This is a genomic window from Streptomyces geranii (assembly GCF_002954775.1).
Classification (GTDB): Bacteria; Actinomycetota; Actinomycetes; order Streptomycetales; family Streptomycetaceae; genus Streptomyces; species Streptomyces geranii.
The window spans coordinates 423,410-443,467 of record NZ_PJME01000004.1 but is presented as its reverse complement, the minus strand read 5'-3'; the positions used below and the strand labels follow the sequence as shown (position 1 = coordinate 443,467).

The window sequence follows — 20,058 nt, the reverse complement described above, 5'->3', positions numbered from 1 at the left end:
GCACGCCCATGAGTTGAAGAGTTCTTCAACTGGGCACATCCGTATCAGGTCAATCCCATGGGCGTGCGGGGCCGGATGCACCAGGATCGATCCGCCAGGCCGTCTGCGGTGGCACGTTCAGGGCCGCCGCGTGCGGCTGCAGCCCGTCGACATGCGGCAGGGAGCGCGATTCACCATGCAGGTCCCCCTATACCAGGCCAAGGCCGAGTTCTTCCGCATGCTCGGCCACCCGGTACGCATCCGGGTCCTGGAACTGCTGCAGAACGGCCCCGTCCCCGTACGCGACCTGCTCAGCGAGATCGAGATCGAACCGTCCAACCTCTCCCAGCAGTTGGCCGTCCTGCGCCGCTCGGGGATCGTGGTGTCCATCCGCGAGGGCTCCACCGTCAGCTACGCCCTGGCGGGCGGCGACGTCGCCGAGCTGCTGCGCGCGGCCCGCAGGATCCTGACCGAACTGCTCACCGGGCAGAGCGAGTTGCTCGCCGAACTCCAGCAGGCGGACCCCCGTCCGATGCTCACCCCGGGCGGAGCCGACCGACGTTCCTGACCCCCGGGCGTCGCAGCCGAGGAGACCAGTGCCCGTCAAGGCCTCGTGTCCCGCCCTCTCACGCGTGGACCTGCACATCGCCGACCGGCACCGCGCAGCACAGCAGTGCCTGGCTGGCGGCCAGCGGTACGGCCGGTTCACTCAGGTGCGCCACCGGGCCGGTGACCAACTGGCGACAGGCCCCGCAGGCTCCGGCCCTGCACGCCGAGGGCAGCCGCAGTCCCGCGGACTCGGCCGCGTCCAGGAGCGTGCCGGTGTCCGGCGTCCAGGTCGTGCGGGTGCCGCTCGCCGTGTACCGCACGGTGAAGGGGCCCGCGGCGGGCGGCGGTTGCTCGACCAACCGCGCCGGGCGGGGTGAGTGGAAGCGTTCGTCGGTGATGGAGTCGCCGGGGACTCCGGCGGACAGCAGTGCCGTACGGACGGTGTCGACGAAGCCCTCCGGGCCGCACACGTGAGCCTCCACCGTTCCCGCCACCGACAGAGTGTGCAGCTCGGCGGCGGTGGGGCGACCGGCTCGCGCACCGTGCGGCAACCGCTCGCCAGGGTTCGTGACGTACAACTGCGGCTTCCCGTAAGGCAGTTTGCTCAGCAGCTCGACGGTCTCGTCCCACAGGGGCAGCTCGGCGCCGGTGCGGACCACGTTCAGTACCGTCACCGGTCGCCGCGACGCGGTGTCGAGCAGGTCGCGGAGAACGGGGAGCACAGGGGTGATGCCGATCCCGGCGACGGCCAGCAGGAGCGGGCGGTGCGGGTCGGGGGCGGTGAGTGCCTCGCCGTAGGGGCCGGAGAGGAGTACGCGTGAGCCGGTCGGGAGGTCATGCAGCCGGGGTGACATCCGGCCGTCGGGGACCCGCTTGACGCTGATGCGCAGTTCGGCGGTGTCGGTGCCGGTGATCGTGTAGCAGCGCCACAGCGGGGCGTTGTCGTCGTCGGTCAGGTGGAGTCTCAGGTGTTGGCCCGGTCGGCAGTGCGATCCGGCGGGGTCGCGGAAGGCGAAGGTGGTGACGGTGGGGCTCTCCTCGGTCCGTCTGATCAGCTCGGCGTACCGGGGGCGGCCCGGGTCGGCGAGCCGTGCCGCGTAGCGCGACGGCCCGTCGGGCCCCGGCCCCCGTCCGCCGTCTGTGAACCGGTCCCCCACCGCGATCGGGCCACCGCGTACGACCCTGGCGTAGACCCCGCAGTACAGGTGACCGAAGCGGGAGGCCAGCAGCGCCGGGATGTTCAGGTCGCGTTTCCCCGAGCCGGGGCGGACCATGGTCGCGCGGCAGCGTTCGGTGGGGAACGTGATCTCCAGTTCCGCGCCGCCCAGTCGGACCCGGTGTCCGGGCAGGTCGAGTTCGCGCCAGGCGCCGAGTCCGGAGACGTACAGGTTGGCACGGAAACGGCGGGGGTCGACCGGGACGTCGGCCGCTTCCGCCATCGCCCGCAAGGTGTCGAGGTTGATGATCGACAGGGGGGCGTCCGGCCAGTCCCACAGGGCCGCTCCGGGCCGTTCGAAGCGGACGGGTCCGAGTGGTCCGGGCGGGAACCAGTCCCCGATCCGCTCGCTGGACGCCGCCAGGCCGTCGGCGTCCAGCCCGAGCCGCAGCCGCCGCCCGTCGGGGGCGGTGAGCCACAACACCTCTCCCTCCACGGCCAGTTGATAGCGCGAGAGTTCGGCGTTCTTCCTCAGTCGCAGGAGTGCCTCGCTGCTGATCCAGCCGTTCCGGTCCGCCTCGGCCGGTATCACTCCCCCGGACAGGCCGAGCAGCCGGTCCATCGGCAGCCCCCGACCCGCGATGAGCACCGTGTCCGTCATCGGCTGCCCGGTCATGCCCTTCACCGGGTAGCGGCAGATGGTCTCCAGACGGGCGCCGCCGTGACGCGTCACAGGTACTCCCACGCCGACTCCTCCCCCGCCGTGCACGGTCCGCCCGCGTGGCACCTCAACCGGCCCGCCGCCAGGTCGAGTCCTGCGGTGAGCAGGGTCCGCCACTGCTGGTGGAACGGCAGTCCCGGCTGCGGATGGCAGCACACGGGGGCGCCGTCGCTCTCGTGGGCGTGGAGCAGTTCGGTCCAGTGGGCCGGGTCGGTGGAGGTGAGGAGTTCGCGGCGGGTGGTGAGGTGTTTCAGGCGGGCGTAGGTGCTGCCCGCAGGGGCCGCCAACTCCCCTTCGGCCAGACGGGGTTCGAGGAAGTGGTTGGTGTGCAGGAGGTAGCCGTCGGGGTCGGGGGGCAGTACGGCGGTGCCTGCCGGGCTGAGTTCGACGCACGCGGCGTCGGCGTGCCGTCCGTCGTAGGTGACGACCGTGAGCACGGTGGACGCCGAGACGTCCGCCGAGCGGGCGATGTCGACGGCCTCGGCGAGAGTGGTGGCCTCGTCCAGGATGCGGCGGGCCACCACATGGACCGGTACGCCGATGCGTTCTCCGTCGGCTGCGTGGCTGAGGATGTTGAAGTGCAGCCCCAGACCTGCCGAGTTGAGGCCGATCTTGCCGAGGATGCCGGCCTCGGTGAAGATCCGGGCGTCACCGGCCCGGCCCGTCGGATGCCGGACGAGGGTCTTGATGTCGGTGAACTCCTCGTGCCAGTCCCAGGTCTGGATGGTGTGCGGGGCGCCCGCACCACCGACGTACACGGCGGTCGAGCACTCGCCCTCCGCCGTGGCGCCGACGGTGGCGAGGATCTCGGTACGGGCGTTGAGCATGCCGAGTTGCCATGCCTCCGCGCCCGCCGCCCGTGCGACGGCGGCCAGTTCGCGGTGGAGGGCGGGCGCCCAGTCCCGTATCGCGTCCGTGGCCTGTTCCCCGTACGGCCGGAGCAGGGCGGGATCGACCTGTACGGCCTCGAACAGCCGCTGGTAAGCAGTGATGTTGGCGCGTATCCGGTCGCCGTCGGCGGTGCCGAGGGTGTGGCCGCGTTCCGTCGGGTCGGTGCTGTCGAGGTGGTGGCGAGCGATCACCGGGCGCTGCTCAGGATCGCGTCCCACATGACCTCGGCGGCGATGGAGCCGAGCCCGACGGCGTTCAGCGCGTGGGCGCCGATCCGGGAGGGGGTGGTCGGCAGGTCGACCTCGTCGGTGGTGAGGGTGAACAGGGTGTCGCCGTCGAGGCTGGTGTGGAAGGGCTGGATGCCCCGGTTCATCGATCCGTGCACCTGCCTGCCGAACTGCTCCAGGGCCCGGTCGTCCAGTCGTACGTTGGTGACGAGCACCGAGATGGTGGTGTTGCCCTGCATGGTGGTGGGTCCTTCGCCCGCGAACGCCGCCTCGTAGTCGAGGTGCGGCAGACGGCGCGTCCCGGTGGCGGGATCGTGGTTGCCGCGTACGACCGTGCCGTCGCGGTCGACGACGACGCCGACCGCGTTGACGACCGTGGCGGCGAGGATCTTGACGTCTCCGACCTGGCGGAAGGCGGCGCCCTGGCCGGCGAACTCGCAGCGGGTCCAGTCGATCTTGCCGACGGAGGCGCTGATCCCGGCGCCGGCCCGGCCGACGGGGAAGCGGCCCGGTACGGCCGTGCGGAGTGCGGCGCGGCCGAGGGCGGCGTCGGGGACGACCGCGTTGTCGCGGGTGGCGAAGTCGTAGATGATCGCGCCCGACACGCACTTGAGGTCGGTCCAGCCGACCCGGTTCTCGACCCGGGCGCGCAGTTCGTCGGCGACTCCGGCGCAGGCACCGAGGCCGTACAGCGAGCCGCCCGACAGACAGATGGCGTGGGCGAACTGCTTGTCGCCGTATGACAGTCCGATGGCGCCGCCGCGCTCGTCGATGAACATCCGGGCGCCGGCTGGGACATGGACGACGGTGGTGCCGGTGGGGCCCTCGGCGTACTCGGCGGTGCCGACCTCCACGCCGGGGAAGTCGAACTCCACGGTGCCCCGGCCGGGGCTCGGCTGCGGGACGAGGTCGAAGTCGTCGTTGGTTCTCGCCGGGCCGAAGGACGGGGCCGGGATGGCTCGGGCCGGGGATCCCGGACGGTCGGTCACGGTCATAGCGTCTCCAGGAGCTGTCGTGAGTACGGGTGCTGCGGGGTGATGTAGAAGCGGTGGGCGTCGGCGAGTTCGACGATCTGACCGGCGCGCATCACCGCGACGCGGTGGGCGAGGTAGCGCACGGCGGCGAGGTCGTGCGAGATGAACAGGGCGCCGAAGCCCTGCTCGCTCTGCAGGTCGTGGACGAGGTTGAGGATCTGCGCCTGCACGGAGACGTCCAGGGCGCTGACCGCCTCGTCGAAGACGATGAACTTCGGGTGGGTGATCAGGGCTCGGGCGATCGCGACGCGCTGGCGCTGGCCGCCGGAGAGTTCGTGCGGGAGCCGTTCGGCGTAGGAGGCGGACAGTCCGACCCGGTCGAGGATGCGCAGGGCGGCGGGGTGGTGGGTGCGCAGTCGGCCGCCCTCGACTGCGGAGAGGGGTTCGGCGACCGAATCGGCCACGGTGAGACGGGGGTTGAGGGACCAGTGGGGGTTCTGGAGGACCGCCTGGATGGCTCCGGCGCGGGTGCGTCGGCCGCCGTGTTGGGCGCCGAGGAAGCGGACGGTGCCGGAGGTGGGCCGGCGCAGGCCGAGGGCGACGGCGCCGGTGGTGGTCTTGCCCGAGCCGGATTCGCCGACCAGGCCGAGGGTCTCGCCCGCAGCGATGCGGAAGGTGACGCCGGCCATCGCGGTGACGGTGTGGCGTCGGCCGGATCTGAAGACGACGCCGACGTCGTCGAGTTCGAGCACGGGCTCGCCGCTCATCAGGCCTCCTCCTGTCCGTCCGGTACGGCCGCCTTCGGTGCCGGTCCGTCCGGTACGGGTACGGGTGTTCCGCCCGGGCCCGGGTGATGGCACAGCACCGTCCGCCCCTCGACCGTGCGGGGCGCCGGGCGGGCCGTGGCGCAGGTGTCGTCCGCCGAGGTGCAGCGCGGGCAGAAGACGCAGCCGGGCGTGGACTCGGTGAGGACGGGCGGTGTGCCACCGATGGTGAGCAGCCGGGTGCCGTCCTTGGCGCGGGCGGGGTCGGCGGCCGACAGGGCTGCGGTGTAGGGGTGTTGGGGTGCGGTGAGGACGTCGGTGGTGGTGCCGTCCTCGACGACCCGGCCGCCGTACATGACCGCGATGCGGTCGCACCAGCGGGCGACGCCGCCCAGGTCGTGGCTGAGCCACAGCACGGTGGTGCCGTGTTCGGCGGCGAGGGTGAACAGCAGTCGCAGGACCTCCTCGCGGACCTGGCTGTCGAGCGCGGCGGTGGGTTCGTCGGCGATCAGCAGGGCCGGTCTGCGGGCCATGGCCATCGCGACGATGACGCGTTGGGCCATGCCGCCGGAGATCTCGTGCGGGTAGAGCCGCAGCACGCGTTCGGGGTCGCGGATGAGGACGCGTTCCAGCAGTGCGACCAGGTCGGTCGGCTTGTCGCGCAGGGCCAGCCGGAGTTGGCGGCCGATGCGCAGGGTCGGGTCGAGGGCGCCGACGGGGTCCTGCGGTACGAAGGCCAGGCGTTCGCGGCGCAGTCGGGCGAGTCGGTCCGGCGGGAGGTCCAGTACGGACTCGCCGTCGACCAGGACCCGGCCCCGCGGATAGGCGGTGGCCTTCGGCAGGAGGCGCCCGGTCAGCAGTCCGAGGGTGGACTTGCCGGAGCCCGACTCGCCGACGATGCCGACGCGTTCGCCGCGTCCTACGGTCAGGTCGGCGCCGTCGAGGGCGCGGACGACGCGGGAGCCGGTGCGGTACTCGGCGACGACGTCGTCGATCACGAGCAGCGGTGTGGTCTCGGCGGTCATACCAGGGACCTCGTCTCCCGGGGTTCGAAGCGGTCGCGCAGGCTGTCGCCGACGAGGTTGATCGCCATGATCGCGGCGACCAGGACGACGCCGGGGGCGACGATCAGCCAGGGGGCGCCGACCATGTAGAGGCCGCCTTCCTGGATCAGCAACCCCAGGGAGGCGTCCGGCAGTTGGACGCCGTAGCCGAGGAAGCTGAGGCCGCCCTCGACGAGGATCCCGACGGACAGGGCGTAGGTGCCCTGGACGGCGACGGTGCCCGCGACGTTGGGCAGGATGTGCCGGAGCATGATCGTCGGGGCGCGGACGCCGCTGATCCTGGCGGCGGTGACGAACTCGCGGCGGGCGACCGCGCGGGCGGCGGTGCCGACCATGCGGGTCATCAGCGGGACGGTCACCAGGACGATCGCGGCCAGAGCGGCCGTACGGCCTGGGCCGAGGACGGCGGCGACCAGGACGGCCAGCACGATGGCGGGGAAGGAGTAGAGCACGTCCCCGATCCGCAGGATCACCTCGGCGGTACGGCCGCCCCGGTAGCCGGCGATCACCCCCAGCGCGGTGCTGATGAGCGCGGTGCAGGCGACGGCCAGGCAGGACAGCAGGAGGGTGGTGCCGATGCCCTGGAGGAGGCGGGGCAGCAGGGAGCGGCCGAGGTTGTCGGTGCCCAGCGGCCAGCCCGCTCCCGGTGGCATGAGTCGTGGTCCCACGATGGCGTCGGGCTGCCCACCGACTCCGACGAACGGCCCCGCCAGGGTGACGAGGAGCAGGACGCCGAGCACCCACACAGCAGCGCGGAACAGGCCGTCGTACGAGCGCATGGCGAGCGCGCGGCGTACGCGCACCGCTGCCGCCCTCATGCGTCGGCCCTCTTCCCGACCGTGCCGATCCTCGGGTCGACCAGCCCGCTGACCAGGTCCACCAGCAGGTTCATCGTGATGAACACGGCCGCCGCGAGCAGTACTCCGGCCTGGACGACCGCGTAGTCGCGGCGGTCGAGGCCGTCGACGAGGTACGAGCCGAGGCCGGGGACGTTGAAGAGGCGCTCGATGATGACCGTGCCGCCGAGGAGGTAGGCGGTGAGGGTGGCCACCAGGGTGAGGACGGGGACCGCCGCGTTGCGCAGGACGTGGTGGCGCACGATGGCTCCCTTCGGTTCGCCGCGGGCGACGGCGGCGGCGATGTGCGGTTCGACGAGCACGCCGAGGACCGCGTCGCGGGTGGTGCGGGCGGTGGCCGCGACGCAGAACACGGCGAGGACGCAGGCGGGCAGGAACAGGGAGCCGACGGAGCCGAGCGGGTCCTGCGACCAGGGGACGTAGGTGCCGACGGACAGGCCGAGGCTGTAGCGGGTGAACAGGAACACCACCAGGCTGCCGAGCACGAACTCCGGCAGGCTCATCCCGAAGGCGCTGACCAGCCGGCCCGCCGCTCCCCCGCGCCCGCCGCCCTCGCGGGTGCCGGTGTACACGCCGAGCGGGATCCCGATGAGGACGGTGAGCGCGAGGGCGAGTGCGGTGAGGGTGACGGTGACCGGCAGCCGGTCGCCGAACTCGGTGGCGACGGGGGTGCGGGCGGCCAGCGAGGTGCCGAAGTCGCCCTGTACGGCGTTGCGGAGCCAGTACAGGTACTGCTCGACCACCGGCCGGTCGAGTCCGAAGCGGGCCGCCGCCGCGGCCTTCTCCGACCGGGTGGCGAGCGGTCCGAGGACCAGGTCGGTGTAGCTGCCGGGCATCGCGCGGACCGCCGCGAAGATCAGCACCGACACGCCGAGCAGGGTGAGCAGGGCGGCGGCGGTCCGGCCCAGGAGCCAGCGGATGTGGTCCATGACCGGCTACTTCCCGGCCGGGAGGGTGTACGAGGTGATGTCCCGCAGGAAGTTGCCGTAGCCCTCGGCGGTGCGCAGGGTCGGGCTGACCTGGTCGGTGCGGTAGCCGATGACGGAGGGTCGGGTGACCAGCGGCAGCATCTGGGCGGCCGTGTCGACGCGGGCGCACAGGTCGGCGAGCGTCTTGGTGCGGGTGGCGCCGTCGGGTTCGCCGGCCGCCTTGTCGATGAGGGCGTCGAGGGTCTTGTCGTCGTTGAGGAAGGTGCCGGAGAAGCCCGCGAGCACGGGGTTCCACCAGCGGGACACCATGGAGGCGTCCACGTATCCGGCGAACCAGCCGACGGCCAGGTCGAAGTCGGGCTTCGCGCCGAACACCTTGGCGCCGTAGGTGGTGTCGTCGTACTTCTGGATCTTCACGGTGACGCCGGCCTTGGCGAGCTGCTGCTGGATCACCTGGGCGATCTGGCCGACGGCGGGCTCCGAGGTGTAGACGGCGAGGCGGAGCGTCCCCGCCTTCTTCAGCGCCGCCGCGTCGGGGGTCTTGACGGTCGCGGCGGGCAGCTTCGCGGGGTCGCAGGCGCCGGGCAGGACGCTCGGGGTGACGCCGGTCGGCTGGGCCTGGCCGCCGAGGGCGACGGAGGCGATCTCGGTCCGGTTCAGGGCACTGTTCAGCGCGAACCTGACCTTCTCGTCGGCGAGCGGCGAGTCCGGATTCTTGGAGTTCTGGATCAGGTAGTAGAAATCGCTGTTCGCCTGGCTGACGACCTTCGCGTTCCGGGTACCCGTCAACTGGTCCATGGAATCAATGTTGTTAAAGTTCACGACGGCCGCGCTGCCGTTGCGGAGTGCGGCGAGACGGGCCGCTTCCTGCGGCACGATCTCGATCTTCAGATCATCGACACGGACTTTCTTCGTGTCACGGTAGGCGGTATTGCGGGTGAAGTTCCAGTACTGGTCCTGCTTGTGGTTCTTCACCACGAACGGTCCTGTGCCCAGCATTTCCTTCGTCAGGTCCAGCGAGCCGTCGTCGATCTCCTTCATGGGGAGGATCGCGGCCGGGGTGTTGGCGAGCGCGGCGAGGAACGGCGTGTAGGCCTTGGCGAGTTGGACGGTGACCTCGGTCGGGCCGGTGGCGGTCACGGACTTCACGGGGCCGAGCTGGGCGGCGTAGGCGGCCTTGGACTTCAGTAGGCGCTGGAGGCTGCCGACGACGTCGGCGGTGGTCAGGGCTCGTCCGTTGGAGAACGTCACGCCCTTGCGGAGGGTGAAGACGTAGGTGGTGGCGTCGGGCTGCTTCCAGGAGCTGGCCAGCAGCGGCTCGATGCCGAACTTGGGGTCGACGGTCACCAGGGGTTCGTAGACGAGCGACTCGATGGACCAGGAACGGGCGGTGGCGGCGGTCTGCGGGTCGAGGCCGCCGGCCTCCACGGAGTCGTAGTCGAGCTGGACGGTGAGCGGTCCTGTGCCCTTGAAGGACGCGTCGGACGCGGTGAGATAGCCGGACTTCGAGGCTTTCCCGGTATCGGTCGCATCGGTTGCGGCGGGTGCGGAACACGACGTCAGAGTGGCCGACAGAGCGACGGAACAACCGACGATGATCGCTGATCTCCGCATTCTCGCTCCTCCTTTTCGGAGAGTTTGCCGGATCGTTCCGGCATGTGCAGTGAAGTTAGCCTCGACAAATATTCGTGTCAATGACTGGAGAAGAAATAAACCCACTTGAAACACAGGGTCTGAGCTGCGATTTCAGCAGGACATGCGGGAATTACCGAACACCCTCGGGGAGTTCGGGAAACGTAATTCACATATGAATGACTACGGGCGGGTGGAGGCCCGGACGTGCATCTCGATGGGAAGGGCGCGCACGGTGCCCCGTGGCGTCTCGCCGGACAGGATTTCGCAGAGCAGCCGGGCGCATTCGGCGCCCATGGCACGTGGTCGGAGGTCGACCGCGGTGATCGGTGGTTCCGCCGTCCGCATGGAGGAGCTGTCCACGCAGGAGGCGAGCAGAAGGTCACGGCCCACCGTGCGTCCGGCGGCGCGCAGTTCGGGCAGTACGGCAGCGGCGGCGCCGTCCGCCGCGCACACGATCGCGTCGATCTCCGGCGTCTCGGCGAGCATCTCCCGCACCGCGCCCTGCAGCACGTCGGGCGCGGACCCGAACGGGGCCTTGCGGACGAGTTTCGGTGTGCCACGCGCGGCGCACCAACGGGCGTGGGTGCGCTGGAGTGTGGTGGCCCAGTCGGAGGTGGTGTCGGAGGCGATGAACGCGGGCCGCCGGGCGCCGGCCTCGTACAGATGGTCCAGGAGTCCGGTCATCGAGGTCTCGTGGTCGGACCAGATCACCCCGGTCGGCTGCCGGTCCCCGACGTACCGCTCGGCCGTGACGACCGGCAGCCCGCTGTTCATCAGCTGGTCGACCACCGGGTCCTCGGCGACGGGGTCGCACAGCACCAGGCCGTCCACCTGCGGGACGGCGCCGCTGTGCGGCAGGTGCCCGGAGGACAGCAGGGTGACGTTCAGACCGGCGTGGGCGGCCTGTTCGGCGACGCCGAAGACGAACGACATGTAGTACTCGGCGCTGGTCAGGAACTCCGGGATGTGCAGGGCGATGGTGTCGGTCACCGAGGTGCGCAGACTGCGGGCGCTCCGGTTGGGCGCGTACCCCAGCCGCTCGGCCGCTTCCAGCACCGCCCGGCGGGTCGGGCCCGACACCCGGCCGTGGCCGCGCAGCGCGTCCGACGCCGTGGTCTTGGAGACCGCCGCCTCCCGCGCCACGTCGGCGATGGTGGGCGGGGTGTCGGGTCCGGGCAGCACGGTCGGAATCCTAGACGACATCGCAGGTCACCATCCGTACGTCAGTACGTCGTCGAGGGCCTCGACGAAGTCGTCCGCGCTGTCGCGGGTCAGGCACAGCGGCGGCTTGATCTTCAGCACGCACTGCCGGTCGGAGGTCGGCTGCATGATCACGCCGAGTTCACGCAGCCGCTCGCAGATCGCCGCCGTCTCCTCGGTCGCGGGCTCCAGCGTCGTACGGTCCCGCACGAACTCCACGCCCAGGTACAGCCCCGAGCCGTGCACCGCGCCGATCAGCGGGTGCCGGTCGGCGAGTTCGACGAGCCGCCCCTTCAAGTAGCCGCCCACGTCCAGGGCGTTGGCCTGGAGGTTCTCGTCGCGCAGAGTGTCGAGGACGGTGAGTCCGACCACGGAACTGACCGGGCTGCCGCCGGAGGAGGAGAAGAAGTAGCCCTGAGTGCGGTAGGCGTCGGCGATCTCACGTCGGGTGATCACCGCGCCCAGCGGATGCCCGTTGCCCATCGCCTTGGCCACGGTCACGATGTCCGGCACCACGCCCTGCTGCTCGAACCCCCAGAAGTGGGTGCCCAGTCGGCCGTAGCCGACCTGCACCTCGTCGGCGACGCACAGCCCTCCGGCGGCGCGGGTGGCCTCGTAGACCTGCGCCAGGTAGCCGTCGGGGAGGGCCATGCCGCCGGCGTTGCCGTAGTACGGCTCACACAGGAAGGCGGCGGGCGGGGTTCCCTGCGCGGCGAGTTCGGTGATCCGGGCGACGGCCTCGGGACCGTACCGCCACGCCTCCGCACCCCGGTACCGGCCCCGGTAGGAGTTGGGCGCGGCGACCGTGTGCACCCAATCCGGCCTGGAGGCAAGGGCGTTCGGGTTGTCCGCGACCGAGGTCGAGACGGCGTCACTCGCGTAGGTCCAGCCGTGGTACGCCTCCTCGACGGCGACCACGTCCTGCCGCCCAGTGGTCGCCCAGGCCAGCCTCAGCGCGAGGTCGACGGCCTCGGAGCCGCTGTTCACCAGGAAGACGGTGTCCAGTCCGTCGGGCAGCAACTCCGTGATGCGCTCGGAGAGTTCGACCACCGAGAAGTAGTGGAAGCGGGAGTTGGTGTTCAGACGCCGCCACTGCCGGTGCACGGCGTCGCTCAGGGCGGGGTGGCCGTGCCCGAGGATGGTCACGTTGTTGAGCATGTCGAGGTAGCGGCGGCCGTGGGTGTCGACCAGGTGGTGCCGCCAGCCCAGTTCGATGCGGGGCGGGGAGTCGAAGTAGTGCTCCTGGACGGTGGCGAAGGAACGCTCACGTCGCGCCAGCAACTCCCGGTCGGCGTCCGCGTCCTGGGGTTCGCCGGAGCCCTGGCCGGTCAGCAGCGTGGTCGGGTCCGGGCAGAACTCCAGCCATCCGGCGGCGAGTTCGGGGTCGGCGAAGCGCGGTGTCCGGCCGCCCGTCAGTCGGGAGAGCTGAACTCCCAGCACATGGAAGCCGTTTCGGCCGATCACCGCGCCCAGTCGCTGTCCGGCCGCGACCGGGCCGGTCGTCGTACCCTCGCGGTCGACGCCGTCCAGGATCAGGTCCGGCCGCCCGTCGCCGTCGAGGGCCCTGAGGATCAGGCCGCCCTCGGTATGCCGGGTCACCGTTCCGGGCCAGGGCGCCCGTACCTCCAGCGGCCCGGCGACGTACAGGTCCACGCCGAGCGCGCAGGTGCCGCCGTCGGTGTGCGCACGCGTCAGCCGGAACTCCCCGTGCCGGGTCCGCACCGCCGCCCGTCCTGCCGCCAACGCTTCGGCGGCGAGGGCGTGTTCGGCCTCGGGCTCCAGCCAGCGGCCCGAGTGCAGGTCGTCCCCGAACACCGACAGGTCGAGGAGGTGCACGTCGTCCGGCAGTCCGGGCAGCAGTCGGTCTCCGGGCACGGGTGCGGAGTGCGTCGGTGGGCGGCCGAGCGCGTGCCGCAGTTGGGCCGTCATGACCTCCGCCGGGACGGACACCGCGGCCTCGAACATGGCCCACTCGCGGTCGAGCGCGGCCGAGGCGTAGTGGTTGTCCGGGTCCAGGACGGTGTCGTACTGCCCGCTGACCACCATGACGGCCGACCGCAGCACGACCAGCGGCCACAGCACGGCCACCTCCTCGTCCGAGAGCGGCCGGACCGCGTGGAACGCCCGCACGGCGGGCAGCACCGACGCCGGTCCCGTCCCGTGGTGGTGCAGCACGGAGGTGCAGGTGACCGCGAGTTCCGCCACCGTCCAGCCCGGGCCCAGGTCCCCGAAGTCGATCACTCCGACCGGGTCGGGGCGCCCGTCGGCGGTCGTCTCGCAGACCACGTTGTTGTCGGTCACGTCACCGTGGATCACCTGCACCGGCAACGCGTCGGTATGCGGTTCCACCAGGGCGTACGCGGTACGAGCGGCTCGCAGGACGCGCTGGGCGCGCATCTGGTCGGACAGGTGCGGAGCGAGTTCCTCGATCACGGCAGGGGCGTTGCGCAGGTCCCACAGGCGGGTCCGGTCGTGCTCCGCCGCATCCGGCTCCCCCGCGTCATGCCCTGCCTCGCCGGGTTCCGCCCCGCCGGGTTGGGCCGCGTCGAGATCCGCGAGCCCGGCCGCGATGCGTCCGGCGAGTTCGCCGAGCCGGGCGACGACTTGAGGGGCGAGGTAGCGGCTGTCCATGATCGGTTCGCCGGGTACGTACTCCAGCAGCCGGCAGGCGAGGGTCGCGCCGTCCACGGTGAGCCACTGGACCGCCGTACCGTCCACTCCGGCGCGGGCGCGGGGCAGCCGCAGATCGGGCAGGACGTCCGTCAGACGGTCGATCGCCGTGCACTGGGCGTACAAGAGGGCCGGGTCCGAGGCGGGGTTGGCGAGCTTGAGGACGTAGTCGCCCGCATCCGTGCGGACCCGGTAGTTGCGGTCCTGCTGGCTGCCGAGGTCCTTGAGGGTGCCGCGCACACCGAACCGTTCGGCGAGCAGCGTCGTCAGATCGGCCTCGTCGACCGAGGGGAAGCGCGGGGGATGGCTCATGGCGGACTCAGCCTCTGTCTTGCCGGAACGTTCCGGCAACCGTAGAGCCGACATCTCGGACGCGTCAATGCCCAGCGACACCCAACGTGCCCGAAATGCAGGGATTCACGGTAGATAACCCCACCCATCTTTCAAAATAATTGAAAGTATGAGCCAAGTAAGGCTAGCCTCACCTCCGCCCCCGCCGCTCAGCGGCCACCTGTAACCCTCGGATGACGCGATGAGACTCCTGTCCCTGCCCCTCAGAAGAACCCTGGCCGTGTGCGCGACCTCCGCCCTGCTCGCCCTGACCGGTTGCGCGAGCAGCGAATCGACCGGCGGATCAGCAGGCTCGTCGGACGCCGCCGCCTCCGGCTCGGCCTCTGCCGACACCGGCGCGTTCCCCGTCAGCATCAAGCACGCCCTCGGTACGACGGTCATCGAGAAGAAGCCGACGCGGGTCGCCACGATCGTGTGGAGCAACCACGACGCCGCCCTCGCCCTCGGCGTCGTCCCCGTCGGCATCCCGAAGCAGGCGTACGGCGACCAGGACGGCGACGACGTGCTGTCGTGGACCACCAAGAAGCTCACGGAGCTGAAGGCCGACACCCCGGCGCTGTTCGACGAGTCCGACGGCCTCGACTTCGAGGCGATAGCCGACACCCGGCCGGACGTGATCCTCGCCGCCCACTCCGGCATCTCCAAGGCCGACTACACGACCCTCAGCGAGATCGCCCCGACCGTCGCCTACCCCGACACCGCGTACGGCACGACCTGGCGGGACACCGTCCGGCTCGACGCCGAGGCGCTGGGCCTCGCCGCCGAGGGCGACGCACTCGTCGCGAGCCTGGAGAAGACGATCGACGAGGCGGCCACGAGCCACCCCACGATCGCGGGCCGTACCGCGCTGGTCGGCTACTTCGACCCCAAGGACTTCAGCACCGTCGGCTACTACACCACCCACGACGCCCGGAACCAGTTCTCCGTCGACCTCGGCATGAAGTACCCGGCCAGCCTGACGGACCTGTCGGCGAAGACCCAGGAGTTCTACGCCACCCTCAGCGCGGAGAAGGCCGACGTCTTCGACGACGTCGACATCATCGTCACCTACGGCGACGACAAGCTCCTCGCCCGGCTCCAGAAGGACCCGCTGCTCGGCAAGATCCCGGCGGTCGCCAAGGGTGCGGTCGTCGTCCTGGCGGACAACTCCGAACTGGCCGCCGCGCTGTCCCCGCCCACCGCGCTCACCATCCCGGCCGTCACCGACGAGTACGCCGGCCTGCTCGCCGACGCGGCGGCCAACCTCACGTGAGCACACGCCCGTTGGTGTGGCTGCCGGCCTGCGTGCTGCTGGTCGCCGTGGCCGCCGCGCTGTCCGTCATGCTCGGCGCGCGAACGGTCTCCCCCGGCGACGCACTGGCCGCCCTCGTGCACGGCGAGGACGGTTCCCTCGCCCGGGCCGCCGTCCGGCAGCGCGTCCCCCGCACGGGGCTCGCGCTGCTGGTCGGCGCGGCGCTCGGCACGGCCGGTGCGGTGATGCAGGGCCTGACCCGCAATCCGCTGGCCGACCCCGGCATCCTCGGCGTCAACGCGGGCGCCGCGCTCGCCGTGGTCTGCGGGATCGCCTACCTCGGCATCAGCACGCCCGGGCAGTACGTCTGGCTCGCGGTCGCCGGAGCCGGGGCGGCTGCCGCCCTCGTGTACGTCATCGGGTCGCGCGGGCGCGGCGGCGCGACCCCGGTGAAGCTGGCGCTGGTCGGGACCATGGTCACCGCCGCACTCTCCTCCCTGGTCAGCGCGGTGCTGCTGCCGCGTCTCGACGTCGTGAACACCTTCCGGTTCTGGCAGATCGGCGGGGTGGGCGGGGCCTCGGCGGACGGCATCCTCCAGGTGCTGCCGTTGCTGGCCGCCGGGTTCGTCCTCAGCCTCGCCTCGGCCCGGGGGCTCAACGCGCTCGCCCTCGGCGACGACCTCGCCGCCGGGCTCGGCGAACGGGTCGCGCGTACCCGGCTGTCGGCCGCCGCCGGAGCGGTCCTCCTCTGCGGCGCGGCGACCGCCGCGGCGGGCCCCATCGGCTTCGTCGGTCTGGTCGTACCGCACACCGTCCGCCTGCTGACCGGGCCCGACAACCGCTGGGTCCTGCCGCTCTCCGCCCTGACGGGCGCGGCACTGGTGACCCTGGCCGACGTGACCGGACGACTCGTGGCCCGGCCCGGGGACATGGAGGTCGGCATCGTCACGGCCGTCATCGGGGCGCCCGTGTTCATCGCCGTGGCCCGTCAGCAGAAGGTGCGGGAGCTGTGAGTACGAGTACTTCAGAGGGGGCGGTCGGTGTGAGCGCGTCAGGGCCAGAGGGGGTGTTTGGTGAGGACGCGTCAGCATCAGAGGGGGCGCTGGGTGTGAGCCCGTCGTCCGTCGCCCTGGTCCGTCGCGGCCGGCTGCGCCGCATCCGTCGTAGGCGAACGGTCGTCGCCGGGCTGACCGTGCTGCTCGCCGTCCTGTTCGTCACCAGCCTCTGTGTCGGTCATACCGTCTATCCGCCTTACGACGCCCTGCGCGTCGTTCTCGGCGACACCGTGCCCGGCGCGTCCTTCACGGTGGGGCGGCTGCGGCTGCCCCGGGTGCTCACCGGCGCGCTGGCCGGGTTCGCGTTCGGGCTGGCCGGGGCCACCTTCCAGACGTTGCTGCGGAACATGCTGGCCAGCCCCGATGTCATCGGCATCAGCTCGGGCGCGAGTGCCGCCGCCGTGTTCGCGATCGTCGTCCTCGGGCTCGGCGGGACGCCGGTGTTCCTGATCGCCGTACCCGCAGGCCTCGCGGTCGCGCTCGTCATCTATCTGCTCACCTACCGCCAGGGGGTGCTCGGGGTCCGGCTGGTCCTCGTCGGCATCGGAGTCGGCGCCCTGCTCAACAGCGTGGTCTCCTACCTCCTGCTGCGCGCCCCGGCCTGGGAGGTGCAGGAGGCGATGCGCTGGCTGACCGGGAGCCTCGGCTCGGCGTTCTGGGACGGGGTGGGCCCACTGGCCACCGGAGTGCTCCCGCTGTCGGCCGTACTGCTGCTGGCGGGCCGCTCCCTGACGGCGCTTCAGCTCGGGGACGACAGCGCCCGTGCTCTCGGCACGCGCGTGGGGACCAGCCGTCTGGTGCTCGTGCTGTGCGCGGTCGGTCTGACCTCGCTCGCCACCGCCACGACCGGGCCCATCGCGTTCGTCGCCTTCCTCTCCGGCCCCGTCGCCCACCGGCTGACCGGCGGCAACGGCTCCCCTCTGCTGCCCGCAGCCCTCACCGGCGCGGCCCTCGTCCTGACCGCCGATCTGATCGGCCAGTTCGCCTTCGACACCCGCTTTCCCGTCGGCGTCGTCACCGGAGCCCTCGGCGCACCCTGTCTGCTGTGGCTCCTCGTCCGGTCCCGTCGTACCCAAGGAGCGCTGTAGCCCTGTGACCGCCACCCGCACCCTCACCGTGGAGGCCGCCCGCTTCGGCTACGGCGGCCGGACCGTCATCGACGGCCTCGACCTGCGCGTCCCGCCCGGCCGGGTCACCGTGATCGTCGGTGCCAACGCCTGCGGCAAGTCCACCCTGTTGCGCGGCATGGCCCGGCTGCTCGCGCCCGAGCGCGGAGCCGTGCTGCTCGACGGCAAGGACATCCACCGCACGCCCACCCGCCAGGTGGCCCTCGCCCTGGGCCTGCTCCCCCAGTCCCCGGCGGCCCCCGAGGGCATCGCGGTGGCCGACCTGGTCGCGCGCGGACGCAACCCGCACCACTCGCTGCTCAGCCGCTGGACCCGCGCCGACGACGCGGCGGTCGCACGGGCGATGGAGGCCACCGGTGTCCTGGAACTCGCCGACCGCCCGGTGGACGAGCTGTCCGGCGGGCAGCGCCAGCGGGTGTGGATCGCGATGGCCCTCGCCCAGGAGACCGACGTCCTCCTCCTCGACGAACCGACCACCTACCTCGACGTCACCCACCAGGTGGAGGTCCTCGACCTGCTCACCGACCTCAACCACGACCGGGGCACCACCGTCGTCATGGTGCTCCACGACCTGAACCTCGCCGCCCGGTACGCGGACCACCTGGTCGCCGTCAAGGACGGAGCCCTGTACGCGACGGGCGACGCGGCCGAGGTGGTGACCGCCCGGACGGTGGCGGACGTCTTCGGACTGCGCGCCGAGGTCATCGAGGACCCGGTGTCGGGCGCCCCGCTCGTCCTGCCCCTGGGCCGCCACCGCACCCTCCGGCGCCAGGGCGTTTCACTCACCAAGAGGTGACCTCCGCGACGCGAACTGTCCGTCCCTCCGCTCACCGATGAGTTCCGGTGCGCCGGACGGTCCAAGACGGCACACCCGACAGAGGGAGAGCCCGATGGACAAGACGCGCCCGCACCCGACGACCCACATCGCCCGTCGCATGTTCCAGCTCCTGGAGCCGATCTGCCTGGTCACCTTCCTCGCCGACGAGTGCAACGAGGAACTGGCCGCACTCGGCCACCGCACCTACTGGGACGGCTACTTCGCCAGCCGCGCGGCACCGCTGGGACGGGTGCCGGCCGGGGTCGTGCACGCGGCCTTCTACAACTTCGCCGACGGGGAAGCCGCACGGCACATCCCCGGCGCCTGGGAGACGATCCCGCCCGAGGCCTCCGTCGCCGCGCGGGAGCGGGGCAGCGCGGCCTCCCTACGGCGCATCCTCGGCGACGAGCTGGCCGACTCCCCGGGCCTGGTGCGCGCCGCGGACCTGACCACCAAGGCCGCGACGAGCGCCCCCACCGAAGGCCGGGTGATGTACGCCGGCATGCGCACCCTCGACGCACCCGGCGACCCCGTCGCCCGGCTGTGGCATTCCGCGACCATGCTGCGTGAGCACCGGGGCGACGGACACATCGCCGCGCTCGTCGGCGCGCGCATCGGCGGCACGGAGGCCCACGTGCTCTCCGCTCTGGAACAGGGCATCCACCCCGCGGAGTCGTTCGGACGCATCCACCACCTGCCGAAGGAGCGCCTGGCCACGGTCATGGACGGCCTGCGCGAACGCGGACTCGTCGACACCGACGGCCACTTCACCGACGCCGGCCGCGCGACCAAGCAACGCGTCGAAACCCTCACCGACGAACTCGCCACCCCGCCCTACGACGCCCTGTCCCCCGCCGAACTCGACGAACTGATCACCGAACTCGAACCCATCACCGCGACCCTGGCGGCGACGGGCTCGCAGTGACACTCGGCACCGGATGCCCCGGCGGCTCAGCGCCCGCTCAGGCAACAGGGGCTCGCTCCGCTCTAGCCCTCCGATGAGTCCCGCTCCGCCTTGAACCTCCGCCACGCGGCGGGCAGTTGCTGCACCTCCAGCAGCCAGCTCAGGTAGTCCCGCATGTTGCGGATGCGTTCGTGGGCGGGGCCGCCGGGCGTGGTCCGGGCCAGCGCCCTGGCGGCGAGCGCGCTCTGGCTGCGCAGGTAGGCCTGCTCCTTGTCCAGGAAACCGACCCAGACGTCCTCGTCCATGACGTAGTAGTGGGCCCGGTCGTCCGGACGCCGCACCAGGCGTACGAAGCCCCGCGCGACGAGACTGCGGGTGTACGTGGACACCGAGCCGCGGCTGGCACCGGCCGCCTCGGCCAGTTCCTCCGCCGACACGCCCTCGGTGGCGTCGCTGACCATCAGGTGGGCGGCGATACGGCCCTCGATGCGTGAGGAGCCCATGCTCTGCCAGTAGTCGGCGAAGCTCTCCACGAACCAGTCGGGGAACGCCCCCTCGTCACCCTCGTCCTTCTCGCCCTCGGGCCCGCCGCCCTGCGGTTCCACTGCTCGGCCTCCCCTGTACGCGATCTTCGGAGGAGCCTAGAGAACCAGCCACGGCGGGGCAAACGACGGGACGCCGGGGTGGCGGCGTGCCGCGTCGGCGGCTCCGCTGGTTCCGTACGTGATCCCGCCGGAATCCCCGCGTTCCTGTGAGTCCGAAGAGGACCTTCACAAGCGCTTACATCAGCCTCTACCGGCGAGTACAGTCGCACCGCGCCTGCACTCCCCCACAGCACAGGCGAACCCCCGCGTTCCCCAATTCCCCTGCGGCACCAGGCCGTTGCCGACGCATGCCCCAAACGCCCGTTTTGGCATGCGCCGGACACGCAGCTGCCCGGTGTCCGTAACGCATCAC

At 71.5% G+C, this 20,058-nt stretch carries 17 protein-coding genes; 6 read left to right on the top strand and 11 right to left on the bottom strand.

All coding sequences use genetic code 11. The features are described 5' to 3' along the window. Positions 1-175: 175 nt before the first annotated feature. The gene (locus CW359_RS08875; protein WP_105969219.1) at positions 176-547 is read left to right on the top strand and encodes an ArsR/SmtB family transcription factor; all 372 of its coding nucleotides are present in this window, start codon (positions 176-178) and stop codon (positions 545-547) included. 58 nt (positions 548-605) lie between these two features. Here CW359_RS08875 and CW359_RS08870 read toward each other — a convergent pair whose 3' ends face one another. From CW359_RS08870 to CW359_RS08825, 10 genes are all read right to left on the bottom strand, one after another. Continuing rightward, positions 606-2,429 carry an MOSC domain-containing protein gene (locus tag CW359_RS08870; RefSeq protein WP_157968513.1) on the bottom strand — a complete coding sequence of 608 codons (1,824 nt, stop codon included), beginning with the start codon at positions 2,427-2,429 and terminating at the stop codon, positions 606-608. Then, positions 2,414-3,487: a C45 family autoproteolytic acyltransferase/hydrolase gene (locus tag CW359_RS08865; RefSeq protein WP_105969217.1), complete on the bottom strand. Its 1,074-nt coding sequence runs from the start codon at positions 3,485-3,487 to the stop codon at positions 2,414-2,416. The genes CW359_RS08870 and CW359_RS08865 overlap by 16 nt, the downstream gene beginning before the upstream one ends. Next, the gene (locus tag CW359_RS08860; protein ID WP_198655138.1) at positions 3,484-4,512 is read right to left on the bottom strand and encodes a P1 family peptidase; all 1,029 of its coding nucleotides are present in this window, start codon (positions 4,510-4,512) and stop codon (positions 3,484-3,486) included. Before CW359_RS08860 ends, CW359_RS08865 begins: the two co-directional genes overlap by 4 nt. Positions 4,513-4,514: 2 nt before the next feature. Further along, positions 4,515-5,264: an ABC transporter ATP-binding protein gene (locus CW359_RS08855; protein WP_105969215.1), complete on the bottom strand. Its 750-nt coding sequence runs from the start codon at positions 5,262-5,264 to the stop codon at positions 4,515-4,517. Further along, a complete protein-coding gene (locus CW359_RS08850) occupies positions 5,264-6,286 on the bottom strand; it encodes an ABC transporter ATP-binding protein (RefSeq protein ID WP_105969214.1) in 1,023 nt (340 codons plus the stop codon). Before CW359_RS08850 ends, CW359_RS08855 begins: the two co-directional genes overlap by 1 nt. Beyond that, positions 6,283-7,143 carry an ABC transporter permease gene (locus CW359_RS08845; RefSeq protein WP_198655137.1) on the bottom strand — a complete coding sequence of 287 codons (861 nt, stop codon included), beginning with the start codon at positions 7,141-7,143 and terminating at the stop codon, positions 6,283-6,285. Before CW359_RS08845 ends, CW359_RS08850 begins: the two co-directional genes overlap by 4 nt. Next, positions 7,140-8,111 carry an ABC transporter permease gene (locus CW359_RS08840; RefSeq protein WP_105969213.1) on the bottom strand — a complete coding sequence of 324 codons (972 nt, stop codon included), beginning with the start codon at positions 8,109-8,111 and terminating at the stop codon, positions 7,140-7,142. Before CW359_RS08840 ends, CW359_RS08845 begins: the two co-directional genes overlap by 4 nt. 6 nt (positions 8,112-8,117) lie before the next feature. Beyond that, complete coding sequence (locus tag CW359_RS08835) at positions 8,118-9,725, bottom strand: ABC transporter substrate-binding protein (RefSeq protein WP_105969212.1); 1,608 nt, start codon at positions 9,723-9,725, stop codon at positions 8,118-8,120. 201 nt (positions 9,726-9,926) lie between these two features. Further along, on the bottom strand, positions 9,927-10,928 hold the full coding sequence (locus tag CW359_RS08830; RefSeq protein ID WP_232838305.1) for a LacI family DNA-binding transcriptional regulator: 1,002 nt from the start codon (positions 10,926-10,928) through the stop codon (positions 9,927-9,929). 27 nt (positions 10,929-10,955) lie between these two features. Further along, complete coding sequence (locus CW359_RS08825; RefSeq protein ID WP_105969210.1) at positions 10,956-13,928, bottom strand: aminotransferase; 2,973 nt, start codon at positions 13,926-13,928, stop codon at positions 10,956-10,958. 220 nt (positions 13,929-14,148) lie between these two features. On the opposite strand from CW359_RS08825, the gene CW359_RS08820 reads away from it, so the two are divergent. The 5 genes from CW359_RS08820 to CW359_RS08800 all read left to right on the top strand — a co-directional run bounded on the left by CW359_RS08820 (position 14,149) and on the right by CW359_RS08800 (position 19,122). After that, positions 14,149-15,219 carry an iron-siderophore ABC transporter substrate-binding protein gene (locus CW359_RS08820; RefSeq protein WP_105969209.1) on the top strand — a complete coding sequence of 357 codons (1,071 nt, stop codon included), beginning with the start codon at positions 14,149-14,151 and terminating at the stop codon, positions 15,217-15,219. Continuing rightward, positions 15,216-16,211, top strand: a complete 996-nt coding sequence (locus CW359_RS08815; protein WP_408647464.1) for a FecCD family ABC transporter permease — start codon at positions 15,216-15,218, stop codon at positions 16,209-16,211. Before CW359_RS08820 ends, CW359_RS08815 begins: the two co-directional genes overlap by 4 nt. Before the next feature lie 95 nt (positions 16,212-16,306). Next, positions 16,307-17,341, top strand: coding sequence for a FecCD family ABC transporter permease (locus CW359_RS08810; protein ID WP_105969207.1), 1,035 nt, complete (start codon positions 16,307-16,309; stop codon positions 17,339-17,341). A 4-nt stretch (positions 17,342-17,345) separates the two neighbouring features. Further along, positions 17,346-18,176: an ABC transporter ATP-binding protein gene (locus CW359_RS08805; protein ID WP_105969206.1), complete on the top strand. Its 831-nt coding sequence runs from the start codon at positions 17,346-17,348 to the stop codon at positions 18,174-18,176. A 94-nt stretch (positions 18,177-18,270) separates the two neighbouring features. After that, a complete protein-coding gene (locus tag CW359_RS08800; RefSeq protein ID WP_232838304.1) occupies positions 18,271-19,122 on the top strand; it encodes an SCO6745 family protein in 852 nt (283 codons plus the stop codon). A 62-nt stretch (positions 19,123-19,184) separates the two neighbouring features. On the opposite strand, the gene CW359_RS08795 is transcribed toward CW359_RS08800, so the two are convergent. After that, positions 19,185-19,706, bottom strand: a complete 522-nt coding sequence (locus CW359_RS08795; RefSeq protein ID WP_198655136.1) for a GbsR/MarR family transcriptional regulator — start codon at positions 19,704-19,706, stop codon at positions 19,185-19,187. Positions 19,707-20,058: the final 352 nt, after the last annotated feature.